General features: G+C 41.0%; 10 protein-coding genes and 1 pseudogene. 1 reads left to right on the top strand and 10 read right to left on the bottom strand.

Annotated elements, in window-relative coordinates:
• Positions 1 to 104: 104 nt before the first annotated feature.
• Entirely contained in the window at positions 105 to 2009 is a 1905-nt protein-coding gene (dnaK, locus tag PL9214_RS25170; RefSeq protein WP_072721983.1) for a molecular chaperone DnaK, read from the bottom strand.
• 510 nt (positions 2010 to 2519) lie between these two features.
• On the opposite strand from dnaK, the pseudogene PL9214_RS25175 reads away from it, so the two are divergent.
• Positions 2520 to 2858: pseudogene (locus tag PL9214_RS25175) on the top strand (4-Cys prefix domain-containing protein); the annotation flags it as partial.
• 321 nt (positions 2859 to 3179) lie between these two features.
• Here PL9214_RS25175 and PL9214_RS25185 read toward each other — a convergent pair.
• The 9 genes from PL9214_RS25185 to PL9214_RS25220 form a co-directional block, all read right to left on the bottom strand.
• Entirely contained in the window at positions 3180 to 4808 is a 1629-nt protein-coding gene (locus PL9214_RS25185) for a glycosyltransferase family 39 protein (RefSeq protein WP_072721989.1), read from the bottom strand.
• Complete coding sequence (locus PL9214_RS25190; protein WP_072721991.1) at positions 4809 to 5972, bottom strand: SGNH/GDSL hydrolase family protein; 1164 nt, start codon at positions 5970 to 5972, stop codon at positions 4809 to 4811.
• A 5-nt stretch (positions 5973 to 5977) separates the two neighbouring features.
• Positions 5978 to 6142, bottom strand: coding sequence for a DUF5989 family protein (locus PL9214_RS31585; RefSeq protein WP_186440455.1), 165 nt, complete (start codon positions 6140 to 6142; stop codon positions 5978 to 5980).
• A complete protein-coding gene (locus PL9214_RS25195; RefSeq protein WP_072721992.1) occupies positions 6142 to 6546 on the bottom strand; it encodes an SxtJ family membrane protein in 405 nt (134 codons plus the stop codon). The genes PL9214_RS31585 and PL9214_RS25195 overlap by 1 nt, the downstream gene beginning before the upstream one ends.
• A 43-nt stretch (positions 6547 to 6589) precedes the next feature.
• Positions 6590 to 8449, bottom strand: coding sequence for a carbamoyltransferase family protein (locus tag PL9214_RS25200; protein ID WP_245824366.1), 1860 nt, complete (start codon positions 8447 to 8449; stop codon positions 6590 to 6592).
• 81 nt (positions 8450 to 8530) lie between these two features.
• Complete coding sequence (locus tag PL9214_RS25205; protein ID WP_245824367.1) at positions 8531 to 10318, bottom strand: ABC transporter substrate-binding protein; 1788 nt, start codon at positions 10316 to 10318, stop codon at positions 8531 to 8533.
• Positions 10319 to 10337: 19 nt separating this feature from the next.
• Positions 10338 to 11126: an SDR family NAD(P)-dependent oxidoreductase gene (locus PL9214_RS25210; RefSeq protein ID WP_072721996.1), complete on the bottom strand. Its 789-nt coding sequence runs from the start codon at positions 11124 to 11126 to the stop codon at positions 10338 to 10340.
• 17 nt (positions 11127 to 11143) lie between these two features.
• Entirely contained in the window at positions 11144 to 12250 is a 1107-nt protein-coding gene (locus PL9214_RS25215; protein WP_072721998.1) for an alkene reductase, read from the bottom strand.
• A gap of 150 nt (positions 12251 to 12400) precedes the next feature.
• Complete coding sequence (locus PL9214_RS25220; protein WP_072722000.1) at positions 12401 to 13162, bottom strand: SDR family NAD(P)-dependent oxidoreductase; 762 nt, start codon at positions 13160 to 13162, stop codon at positions 12401 to 12403.
• Positions 13163 to 13165 lie beyond the last annotated feature (3 nt).

Genomic DNA, 13165 nt, shown 5'->3' on the forward strand with positions numbered 1-13165 from the left:
TGTGTCTGTATTTTTCTTTCTGTTCCCTGTTCCCTGTTTTCTATATAAAAATACCCCCCTATTTGACTAGAGGAGTATTAAAGTGCTAAAACACCATAATCAGGTTATTTAGATTCAGTGAAATCCGCATCAATCACGTCATCGCCACCACTGGGAGGGGTAGAACCGCCGCCACTAGAGCCACCGTCTTCCGGTGCTCCACCACCTGCTTGTTGATAGATATTAGAACCCACCGCAAATAACGCTTGTTGTAAATCTGTGGTTAGGGTTTTGATCTTGTCATCATTATCCTGAGCAATGGCTTCCCGCAGTTCCTTCACCATACCTTCAATCTTGGTCTTATCTGCTTCGGGAACTTTATCACCCAGTTCGTTGAGTTGTTTTTCCGCTTGATAAGAGAGGGTATCGGCTTGGTTTTTGCGTTCAATACGTTCCCGACGTTCTTTGTCAGTCGCAGCATTTTGTTCGGCTTCCCGCACCATCCGTTGCACTTCATCATCGGGGAGGGTAGAGGCGCCAGTAATACTGATAGACTGTTCTTTACCCGTTCCTCGGTCTTTAGCCGTGACGTTCAAAATCCCGTTCGCATCGATATCAAAGGTGACTTCAATTTGAGGAACACCCCGCGGCGCGGGAGGAATTCCATCGAGGCGGAAGGTTCCCAAACTCTTGTTATCGTTGGACATTTCCCGTTCTCCTTGGAGAACATGGATTTCAACGTTGGTTTGACCATCAACCGCAGTGGAGAACACCTCAGATTTTTTGGTGGGAATGGTGGTGTTGCGAGGAATAATTTTAGTCATCACCCCACCGAGGGTTTCCACACCCAGGGACAGAGGCGTAACGTCTAACAGCAGGATATCTTTAACTTCACCCGCTAAAACCCCCGCTTGAATAGCAGCGCCTAACGCCACAACTTCATCCGGGTTAACGGTTTGGTTAGGTTCTTTACCCAGAGCATCGCGAACTAACTTTTGAATGGCCGGGATGCGGGTAGACCCTCCCACTAACACCACTTCATCAATATCCGACTTCTTGAGTTTAGAATCACTGATGGCTTTCTCAACGGGAGTCAAACAACGGTCAATTAAATCAGAACATAATTGTTCAAATTTTGCCCGCGTTAGGGTCATATCCAGATGTTTAGGCCCATCTTGGGTGGCGGTAATAAACGGTAGGTTAATTTCCGTTTGGGTAACGCTGGAAAGTTCTTGTTTAGCTTTCTCAGACGCTTCCGTTAACCGTTGCAATGCTTGTTTATCTTTGCGGAGGTCAACGCCTTCACTTTTCTGGAATTCTTCGGCGAGATAGTCAACGATTTTTTTATCGAAGTCATCTCCTCCCAGGTGAGTATCTCCAGAAGTGGCTAATACTTCAAAAACGCCATCGCCGACTTCTAAAATTGAGACGTCAAAAGTACCGCCTCCTAAGTCAAAAACCAGAATGGTTTCGTTACTTTTTTGTTCTAAACCATACGCTAAAGAAGCCGCCGTCGGTTCGTTAATAATCCGTTTAACTTCAATTCCGGCAATTTTACCCGCGTCTTTAGTGGCTTGACGTTGGGAGTCGTTAAAATAGGCGGGAACGGTAATAACAGCTTCTTTAACAGGTTCGCCTAAATATTTACTGGCATCATCAATCAGTTTTCTCAGCACTTGGGCGGAAATTTCTTCCGGCGCAAACTGTTTGCTACGAGCAGGGCAATCTAATTTAACATTACCACTGCTATCACGCAGCACTTTATAAGAAACTTCTTTAGATTCGTTGTTGACTTCTTCTGATTTACGTCCGATGAACCGTTTCACAGAATAAAACGTGTTTTCGGGGTTCATAACGGACTGACGTTTGGCAATTTGACCCACCAGTTGGTCGCCGTTTTTGGCAAAAGCAACAACGGAAGGTGTGGTGCGTAAACCTTCAGCATTAGCGATAACAGTGGGTTTGCCCCCTTCCATCACGGCGACGCAAGAGTTAGTGGTTCCTAAGTCAATTCCGACTACTTTTCCCATAAGGTTTATAGTTCTCCGTTTACGACAAAAAAGTTAGGTTCTGTTTGAGATCAGCCGTCTTGATACGACTTCTGGACTACTCCTCAACCCAACTGCATCAGGGGGCGAGTCCAATTTCAATACAGTTTTTAAGATACGATTGCTTATCTCTATACTGGGGGCGGTTTGTCCATTCCTTGAAGGTGTGTTTACCGAACCTTTTTAGGTCGGTTGGACTTCTGGTTTGGACGGTTAGCCTTTGTTGTTCACATCTCCTACTGTAGGAATTGCGATCGCTTTTGGTATTGTGGCTAACCGTATATTTAGGGTTGTAGTTTCCGATAAAATTATATTTTCCCCTCGTTTCTAGGTTCTACCTAGAAATGATATTAACGGAGGCTCTGCCTCCTGTTATGATTTGAGGCAGAGCCTCATGATTCCCATTCCAATGCAGAGCATTGGAACGAGGGAAGGGTTATAAATAATATCTGATAAAATAAGAATTAAGTTATATATTCCTAGGGCTTAACCATGAGTCAATGCCTTAATCCTGATTGCATCCAACTTAACTCTAAAATCACAACTTTTTGTCAAAAGTGTGGATCTAAATTGCTATTAACAGATCGATATCGGGCTTTAAAAATATTAGGACAAGGAGGATTTGGTCGAACCTTTCTAGCGGTTGATGAGCATAAACCTTCTCAACCTTATTGTGTGATTAAACAATTTTTACCCCAAGCCCAAGGCACGAATAATCAACAAAAAGCCGAGGAACTTTTTAAACACGAAGCGATACAATTAGAACAGTTAGGCAAACATCAACAAATTCCTGAATTATTCGCCTATTTTATCCAAGATCACCGTCAATATNTGGATCTGAGGTGATCAAGTAGCGCACTGTATCCCCTATCCCTCGGTCTGGGTTAATCTGCTGAAATTTGTCTAAAGTTGTAATAGGAATAATGCCCTGATGATTAAAGATTTCCTGTTTGATCTCAGCTAGAGTGTGACCAGAAATTGCTAGGGAGGTAAAAGATTCATCGTGCCAATACACTTTATGTCCCAGATGAGCAAAGCGAAAGAAAATGCCTAGCGCTAATAGGCAAATGACGATGCTTTTTAACCAAGTTGGGGGATGTTGCTTTTCTAGTGCTGGCCACTGGTTCATTTACGATACCTCATTAATATTTACTATTTCTGAATTTTTTCGATATGCCAAAATTCTACAATGGGGTCAATTAAGTTGATAAGATAGGTTTTATTCTGCTGAATTACAGGTAGCAAATTATTATTGAAATCAAAAAAGAAAATATTTTTGTATTCATGAGGAAACTCTGGTATAGGGTCATCGCGGACTGGGAGTAGGTTGACTTTTGGCTGTAAACGACTACTAAGAGTTAGGACTGCTCCCAAATTAGAAATATCGTCATTAATTAGCAGTAAAGGACTCTCAGATTGATTAAGCATTTGCGATATTTTTATAGTTGAGTCGCCATTTATTTGTGTCCACCAAGTGTTTGCCTTAAACATATTGAAATCAGAAACTAATCCAGATATGATTAATCCAAACAGGATAAAATTCCAAACTTTTTGTTGCCACATTTTATCAGATAAAATATGAAAAGTTAAGACATAGGTAATAACAATTTGCAGGCTTAAATATAAAGGCAATTGATACCGAAAATGAATTGAGCGAATTCCGCCAAAAATTATGTCAACTAAAAGTAATGATAAACCTGAAATTCCCCCTAATAAAAACACAAATAAATTCATCTTGAACGAATATTTGTGATTGATAAAGAAATAGATGAGATATGTAATTAACAGCAAATAGCCTACTATCGTAGAGATACTATAGATTAAAGGACTCTCGGAAGCTAAACTGTAAACCCAAGCGGCATCTGAAGCTAAATTTATATCAAAAAAGATGCGCGTAGTCCTCGTCAACCAAATCGCAATTAAAGTCAAGGGATTATTGATTATTTTGAATGATGACCACGAAGTTAGCTGTAGAGCAGTATGAAGATGGGTAATGAAAACAATCAGCCAAGGGAGAAACATCAACAACCCCATTGCGGTGGCTATCAAATAATTGCGTAACGTTTTGTGCCAGCGAAACTGTTGAGAGATCACTACATAAATACCCTGAGCAATGGCTACCAAAATAGTGAATAAATGGGTGTATAATCCCAAAGCTAAGGTGAGGGCATAAAGCCCCCAACTCCATAAACTCTCTCGTCGGATAGCGCGTAATAAGGCAGCAGAAGAGAGTAGAATTGTTACCATCCACAAACCATATTGGCGTGCTTCTTGAGCAAAAAAAATCTCTAAGGGAGAAACGGCTATCAAACCCAATGCTACCCATCCCACAGAGGGTGCGTCAAACAACTCTAAACATAGCCAATACACACAGGGGAATATTAACAAACTAATGACTGCCGATAAACTCCTGACTTGTGCGGGAGAATCCCCAAATAGTTGCGCCCACAATCTCGCCATCACATAATACAAAGGGGGATGCTGGGGATCTGAGGTGATTAAGTAGCGCACTGTATCCCCTATCCCGCGCTCTGGGTTAATCTGCTGAAATTTGTCTAAAGTTGTAATAGGAATAATGCCCTGATGATTAAAGATTTCCTGTTTGATCTCAGCTAGAGTGTGACCAGAAATTGCTAGGGAGGTAAAAGATTCATCGTGCCAATACACTTTATGTCCCAGATGAGCAAAGCGAAAGAAAATGCCTAGCGCTAATAGGCAAATGACGATGCTTTTTAACCAAGTTGGGGGATGTTGCTTTTCTAGTGCTGGCCACTGGTTCATTTACAATACCTCATGGGTGGCTAGAGAAGGAAACTGGTTCACACTTATCGCTTCTACATTGGTTTTTGAATCTACATCTTTCTCCGGCTGCAAGATATCTAAAATTAATCGAGAAGCTAATTGATGTCCAGCAACATTCCAATGATTATCTAAATCAAAATAAAGCTTTTCGCCTTCGCTATTTTGTCGAAATGCCTCAGTCAAATCGAGGCAAGTAACATCCTTCGTCTTCGCCAAGTTACATAATCTTTGATAACCGATTTCTTCAGTTTCAATATATTTGATTTTATTCGGAAAAAGCTTAGTATATTCCTGAATATAAGTTGATTCTTTCGAGGGAATTAAAAATACCAACAACTTGATCTGATGTTCTTGGGTTAGATCAATAATTCGCGAGAGTGCTGCTTCTACCTCTAAATGAGTATTAGATGTTAGATAATCTATATCTGGGCCAATTCCACCCGTTTGGTTAAATGGCTTTCTATCAAAACTACGAATACTTGCTAGTCTGATACCGTTTCCGGCTGTCTTTATCACATTCACTGAGTAGTAATTGTTATAAATCAATTGATATAAAAATGTTTTTTCATACCAACTGATAGGCTGGGTAGTTCTAGCCAAGAAATCTTTCATCAAAGATGTTTTATGTAAATCATTAGCAAATATACATAAAACGGTATTCTTGGGTTTATATTTAACTATCCAATCCCGAAATAGAGCTTCATATTGTTCAAATCCGTAAACAGGTACTCCCAGACTAATTACAGGTTGTTGAAGTTCTGATTCTATAAGTCCATAAAAAGTTTTGTCTCTATTTACCCATTGTCCCCATGTAAAAGAATCCCCAACAAAATATAAATTAGAGGTTGTGTAATCTCTTCCGAGATTACGAAACCCATAACTATCTGTATTGATTACTTCTGATACTCCAGCATTCTGCCAAACGAATTCAAAATTTTTTAGATTGGGTTTGGGTTTAAAGCCTAACCGAGCATCACCCTGATAAACTTCAGAAAAAAGTCTATGCCAACTTTCCATAGGAGGAATAGCAAACCCCGTAGAAATAGCGAAGGTTTCTATAATTAGCAGTCCAGCAATCACTCCAACCATCATCAGCAAGAGCTTTTCTGTCCAAGACTTTAATTTCGTTTTCAATTCAGTCATGTCTTTTAAAAAAGGGTATAAATAAACGGCGCGATCGCAGAAGATTGAGCGAATACGATTAAAGCCCCCATGAAAACCAGGGTAACAATCAGGGGAATCAACCAATAATTTTTTTGCGCTTTCAGAAATCCCCCAAGGTCTTTGAGAAAATCCACAGTGTCTTTTAGCATTAGAATGGCCTCTCCATACTTTCTCTAGTTTCTTGCTTACTGATTTGACGATAAGTGTGCAAGTCTGGCTCGAAGCATTGCGTTGTGGAATTTCCATCCAACAACCGCTTCATCAGACCCATTGGTGTAATCATTATATAAAACAAAAGACCTAAAATAATTCGTGTTTGTATCCAGCCCAGGACAAGTCCAATTCTCATCCAAATTTGGTAAACAAGATTTAAAGTTGCGGGTGCAACGATTGCCCAAATCCACAAAATGATGGCGATAGTCCAAGGCCAAACTGACAGAGAATGATGGCGTAGTATTGGCAATACACAACCAAACACAATTGCGACTATCGAACCGCCTATCAGTCCAAATTCCCGCAAACCTTTTTGATCAAGTTCCTTTATTTCGTGCATAGTTGAATAGTTGTTGAATACTTTTTTGTGAATGCTGAAAAAGTTAATCTAATTGAAATTCTTTTTGCCAAGACTCATTATCATTTCTTTCGGGTTGTTCTGATTTGGCTAATAAGAAATTTTCAATCACCAAATAGTCCATCTCAGTCCTCATAAAACATCGATAGGCATCTTCGGGAGTACAAACAATCGGTTCGCCACGCACATTAAACGAAGTATTCACCAAGACGGCACAGCCAGTTTTTGCCTCAAAATGACGAATTAATTCGTAGTAACGAGGATTCGTTTCCGGGTGAACGGTTTGTATCCGAGCCGAGTAATCAACATGAGTAACCGCAGGAATTTGGGAACGAGGAACATTGAGCTTGTCAATCCCAAACATCTGCTGTTGCTCTTGTGTCATCGGAATGTGTAGGTTCTCTTTAATTGGTGCTACCAGTAGCATATAGGGACTAGAACGGTCAAGAGCAAAATAATCCGAAACTCGCTCCGCTAAAACTGACGGAGCAAACGGACGGAAGGACTCACGATATTTAATTTTCAGATTCATCACCGATTGCATTTTGGGATTGCGTGGGTCGCCAATAATTGAACGACTCCCCAAAGCACGGGGCCCAAACTCCATCCTGCCAGAGAACCAACCAACAACATTTCCCTGTGCTAAAATTTCTGCTAACTGAGGCATCAATTCGCGATCATCAAGCTGCTGGTAAAAGCTATTCATAGCATTGAGAAACTGGAGAATCTCTGCTTCGCTAAAGCTAGGCCCTAGATAAGAACCTTTCATCAGATCGCTAACTTTAGGAGTACGGGGTTTTTCATGGTACTGATGCCAAATTGCTAAGGCTGCTCCAACGGCACCTCCAGCGTCCCCGGCGGCCGGTTGAATCCAAATATCTTTGAACTCAGTTTCTCGCAAAATTCGTCCGTTGGCTACACAATTGAGGGCTACACCACCCGCTAAACAGAGATAATCTACCCCCAATTCTTTTTTGACTGTTCTGGCTAGACGCAGTACCACTTCTTCAGTCACTTTCTGAATGGAACTGGCCAGATCCATTTCTCTTTGAGTGATTTCTGCTTCGGCTTTGCGGGGTTGTCCTCCAAACAGAGTATGAAACTTATGATTGGTCATGGTTAACCCAACGGTGTAGTTAAAGTAGTCCATGTTCAACCGAAAGGTTCCATCTTCTTTAAGATCCAATAAATGGTTGAGGATTTGGTCTACATATTTAGGTTCACCGTAAGGAGCTAAACCCATGAGTTTGTACTCACCGGAGTTAACTTTGAACCCAGTATAGTAAGTAAAAGCCGAGTAAAGTAAACCCAGAGAATGGGGAAAATCAATTTCCCATTGCGGGATGAGTTGATGTCCTTCTCCTAACCAGATCGAAGTCGTTGCCCACTCTCCTACACCATCTAAGCATAAAACAGCAGCACGCTCGAAAGGGCTGGGAAAAAAAGCAGAAGCCGCATGGGCTTGGTGATGTTTGGTAAACAGTAACGGGGGTAATTGAGAAGTTTTGCATCCCGCGAGTGTGGCTAATTCTTTTTTGAGAATTGCCTTAAGGTAAAGCTTTTCTTTTAGCCAGACAGGCATGGCGGTGATAAACGAGTTTAATCCCCTTGGTGCATAGGTTAAATAGGTTTCTAACAGCCGTTCAAATTTGATTAATGGCTTGTCGTAAAAAACAATTTGATCGATATCTTGTAAACTAATGCTTGCTTCTTTTAAACAGTAAGCGATTGCTTGTCCAGGAAAACTGGCATCGTGCTTTTTTCGGGAAAAACGTTCCTGTTGTGCTGCGGCAACAATGTCGCCATTGACAACTAATGCGGCGGCACTATCATGATAGTAAGCTGAAATTCCTAGTATTGAAAAATTGGGTGGTTTAGTCATCATTAAAACAATCCTTTAATCCCTGATAAATACGGGTTGATTATAGCAGCCTAATTCAGCAATTTGACAATTTTTAAAATTTTATTACTCTTTCAGTTTCATTTCATAAATATTCCAGTAAGTTCCTACATAAGGGGAAGGTTTAACCCCTTGGATACGATTTCGCACAGCTAACATTGATAAAGGATTGACTAAATAGATAAAGGGTAGATAATTCTGACTAATTCTTTGAGTTTCTCCATAGAGAGCTTTGCGCTTTTCTTCATCAAATTCTCCTGCTGCTTGAATGTACAAGTCACCAATTTTCTGCTCCCATTTTGCCACCTCTCGGCCCATGATTGACCTTTCTGCTGATGGTGATTGCTGATTAAAAAAGTGCCAGCGACCAGAGGGTAACCAAATATTAGCCCATTCATTCGGTTCTATGCCAACAATTGTTGTCAATACAGTACATTCCCAATCGAAAGCAAAATTTATTTTTTCTAGGAAAAGACTAAGACTTACGGGATTAAAATCAACAGATATGCCAATTCGAGCCAGGTCTTGTTTGACCTGCACTGCCATTGCTTGTAATACTTTGTTACTAGCATCGGTAATCAGAGTAAAGCGCACCGGATTTCCCTGCTCATCTAATAATTGACCGACCTTGGTGTATTGAAAACCTGCTTTTAGCAATAATTCTTTCGCTTTTTGAGGATTGTATTCATAAACCTTTAAACCGGCTTTCTCCGAGAGATAATAAGGACTATTGACAGAAAGCGGTGAATTTTGCAGTTCGCCCAATCCTCTATAAACATTGTTAAGTATTTGTTGGCGATCAATTCCATAAGCAACGGCTTGTCTAAATTCCAGTGTATTGAACCAGCGAGACTTGATCGGATCGATCAGGGGTTTACCATTCCTACTTCCTTTATTGAGATTAAAAGCAATAACCGTAGATCCTAAAGACGGGCCATTATTGTAGATGGTGAATTTACCTCTTTTTTCTTCCTGTTTTAATAAGGAAAAATAATCAGGATGAACATCGATAAAATCCAAGCCACCCGAACGAAATTGGAGTAAAGCTGTATCAGTATTCTTAACGGTATTCCAAATCACACGATCAATATAAGGTTGCCGATTTCCTTGAAGATCTTTTCGCCAGTAATAAGGATTCTTGCGGAAAATGATGCGTTCTCCGGGTTGATAAGTTTCTATTTTATAAGGGCCGTTGACAATAATCTTTTCCGGTGCAGTATCCGTTCCCCAAGTTGATAAAAATTTAGGCTGTCCTTCTTCGTTTTTTGTATTAACTGCTTCCCGCAAAGCATGGGCGGGTAAAATTTCCATTTTTGTAATGCGAAGAAATGGAAACCAGGGTTCAGGTAAGGTAAATTCGACTCGGAAGTCATCGAGTTTTCGCACCGTAGGAAAAGCGCGATTTTTACCCATTTTCAAGAAGTCTTTAGCATAGCTAGGAATGGCTGGATTCTTGTAAATTTCGTTATAAGTAAAAACCACATCATCTGCGGTCAATGGAACTCCATCTGACCACTTTAGCCCTTTTCTAATCAAAAAAACAATTTTTTTATAATCTTTAGAAAATTTCCAAGATTCTGCAATGCAAGGTTCAAGTTTACCCTGGTCATTTTCTTTAACTAAACCTTCATAAGTGTAAGGCAAAATATGGGTTAACTCTACTACTAGAGCCGGATTAAAGGTTTTGGGATCGGTTAAATAACTAACAACTAACTGAGAATCTTTGGTTTTGAGATGAACTGGGTTGCAGCTATTGAGTATAATCACTGTTATAAAAAACAGCAAAATTGCTAACCAACGACGCCAGAAGATGCTAAACCCTGTCAATATTTTCATAACAGTTTTAATAATCATGAAAAATATTCTCCACAAGCTACATCGCACTGCAAGCGCCGTCCACCATCAAAATTGACCCAGTTACATAGGATGCGGCTTCAGAAGCGAGAAACACCACAGGCCCGACTAACTCCTCTAGTTTACCTCTACGATTCATGGGTATAAATGTTTTAATTAGTTGTTCCTGGGTCGCTAGGTCTGGGTAATTCGCTTTTGAACCTTCCATAATATTTTCCATATAACCGGGAGCGATCGCATTGACTCGAATACCATGCGCCGCCCACTCTATGGCTAAGGTTCGCACCAGTTGATTGACACCTCCTTTGGCCGCAGTGTAAGCCGCCACACCGGGTATACCCACAACACTAGCAATCGAAGAGTTCATAATAATTGAACCGCCTGTACCTTGTTGAATCATGTGTTGGGCGGCTAACTGAGCGCAGTTAAAATAACCCTTCAAATCAACATCAATAATGGCATCCCACTCCGCTTCTAACAGGGATAGGGCAGGTTTAATCGTGTTAATACCTGCATTACAAACCATAATGTCAAGTTGGTTGTAGTAAGCTACGGTTTGGTTAATTAAGTTAGCGCAATCCTGACGCTTGGTGACATCTGCCTGAATTGCGATCGCCTCACCCCCTGCATCTTGAATGATTTTCGCGGTTTTTTCTGCTTCAGGTAATTGAGTACCACAGATAGTTAGCTTGACTCCTCTATGTGCTAATCCCTCTGCAATTACTTTGCCAATTCCTCGTGTTGAGCCTGTTACAATAGCAACTTTACCTGTTAAGTCAAAAATCTTGTGTGCTAGTGTTGTCTTCATATAAAAAAGTCGCTCTATTATAGTATTTGTTGAGACTGTTCTAAGAATGGATAATCCGTGTAGCCCTGCTCATCTCCATCAAAGAAAGTTGGGCGATGGTATTGATTAAGCGGCGCATCGAGAAAAAAACGTTTTGGTAAATCAGGATTAGCAATAAACCACCGGCCATAGGCAACTAAATCAGCATCTCCATCTGCCACTACAGCTTCTCCAGTTACGCCATTATAACCACCAGCAGTGATCAAATTCCCTGCATACAAAGGCCGAAAATGGCGAACTCCTAGCTGCACCTTTTTTTCAGTGAAGTCATCCTGGCTGCCTTTGACTCTAGGCCCTACGATGTGAAGATAGGCTAAATTAAAATGATTGAGTTGGGTGACAACATAGTTAAATAATGCTTCAGGATTGGAGTCGTGCATATCTTTATAAGTGCTGCTGGGGGACAAGCGTACCCCAACTCGTTCGTTACCCCAAACCTGAGTGACGGCTTCGGTAACTTCCATTAATAAACGGGCGCGATTTTCAATTGATCCGCCATACTGATCAGTCCGTTTATTGGAATTATCTTGGAGAAATTGATCGAGTAAGTAACCGTTAGCACTGTGAATTTCAACTCCATCAAAACCTGCTAACATTGCATTTTTAGCGCCTTGCCGATATTGTTCTATAATTTGAGGAATTTCTACAGTTTCTAGTGCTCGCGGCACAACATAAGGTTCTTCTCCGGTATTATCTTCTTGAGATGCGATCGCGCTAGGAGCAACGGGCAATTGTCCATTCGGTTGCAAAGAAGGATAAGAACACCGTCCAACGTGCCATAATTGTAAAAAAATTCGTCCCCCACAATTGTGTACTGCTTCCGTGACTAACTGCCACCCTTCCACTTGTTCTGGAGAGTGAATTCCCGGAGTATTAGGAAGTCCCACCCCTTGCGGAGAAACTTGGGTCGCTTCACTAATGATCAATCCCGCAGAAGCCCGTTGAGCGTAATAAGTAGCATTCATCTGAGTCGGAACATTACCCTTACCTGCTCGCATCCGAGTTAATGGTGCCATCACAATCCGATTAGGTAACTCTAACGAGCCGATCTTTATAGGTTTAAATAGATTTGGATATTTACTCATGATCTCCAAAAATCAAATTTTTTATCAGTCAAATCAAGTTTTATAGCGCTAGGCATTAAAGTTAGGATATGCCTAAATCCTGAAACCCTTTCATTGATTACTGTTCCCTGTTCCCTGTTCCCTGTTCCCGCTTTGGGTAGCACTGTATAACTACATGGCACTGTAACCACCATCCACCATTAAAATTGCCCCGGTTACATAGGAGGCTGCTTCAGAAGCGAGAAACACAACAGGCCCGATTAACTCCTCTAGTTTGCCTTTACGGTTCATGGGAACGAATGTTTTAATTTCCTCTAGTGGTGTTGGATTCTCCAAACCTTCTATAGTATTGTCAATGTAGCCAGGAGCGATCGCATTCACTCGAATACCATGAGTCGCCCACTCGATCGCTAAGGTTCGCACCAGTTGATTGACACCTCCTTTTGCCGCACTGTAAGCCACCGCATAGGGAAAACCTACGACACTAGCAATAGAAGAGTTCATAATAATTGAACCGCCTGTACCTTGTTGAATCATTTGTTGGGCGGCTAACTGAGCGCAGTTAAAATAACCCTTCAAATCCACATCAATAATTGCATCCCACTCCGCTTCTAACAGGGATAGGGCAGGTTTAACAATATTTATCCCGGCATTACAAACCATAATGTCAAGTTGGTTGTAGTGAGCTACGGTTTGGTTAATTAAGTTAGCGCAATCCTGACGATTGGTAACATCTGTTTGAATTGCGATCGCCTGACCTCCTCTATCTTGAATGATTTGCGCGGTTTTTTCTGCTTCAGATAATTTAATATCACCAATAACTATTTTGGAACCTGACTGTGCTAATCCCTGTGCAATTGTTTTGCCGATTCCTTGTGCTCCTCCTGTGACAATAGCAACTTTATGGGTTAAGTCAAAAAGATGATCTTCCACTGT

It is taken from the genome of Planktothrix tepida PCC 9214, assembly GCF_900009145.1.
GTDB classification, from domain to species: Bacteria; Cyanobacteriota; Cyanobacteriia; order Cyanobacteriales; family Microcoleaceae; genus Planktothrix; species Planktothrix tepida.

Coding starts and splice junctions, on each gene's coding strand:
- PL9214_RS31585 (WP_186440455.1), bottom strand. CDS start 6,142: ATGCTAAAAGACACTGTGGATTTTCTCAAAGACCTTGGGGGATTTCTG.
- PL9214_RS25185 (WP_072721989.1), bottom strand. CDS start 4,808: ATGAACCAGTGGCCAGCACTAGAAAAGCAACATCCCCCAACTTGGTTA.
- PL9214_RS25210 (WP_072721996.1), bottom strand. CDS start 11,126: ATGAAGACAACACTAGCACACAAGATTTTTGACTTAACAGGTAAAGTT.
- dnaK (WP_072721983.1), bottom strand. CDS start 2,009: ATGGGAAAAGTAGTCGGAATTGACTTAGGAACCACTAACTCTTGCGTC.
- PL9214_RS25205 (WP_245824367.1), bottom strand. CDS start 10,318: ATGATTATTAAAACTGTTATGAAAATATTGACAGGGTTTAGCATCTTC.
- PL9214_RS25190 (WP_072721991.1), bottom strand. CDS start 5,972: ATGACTGAATTGAAAACGAAATTAAAGTCTTGGACAGAAAAGCTCTTG.
- PL9214_RS25215 (WP_072721998.1), bottom strand. CDS start 12,250: ATGAGTAAATATCCAAATCTATTTAAACCTATAAAGATCGGCTCGTTA.
- PL9214_RS25200 (WP_245824366.1), bottom strand. CDS start 8,449: ATGATGACTAAACCACCCAATTTTTCAATACTAGGAATTTCAGCTTAC.
- PL9214_RS25195 (WP_072721992.1), bottom strand. CDS start 6,546: ATGCACGAAATAAAGGAACTTGATCAAAAAGGTTTGCGGGAATTTGGA.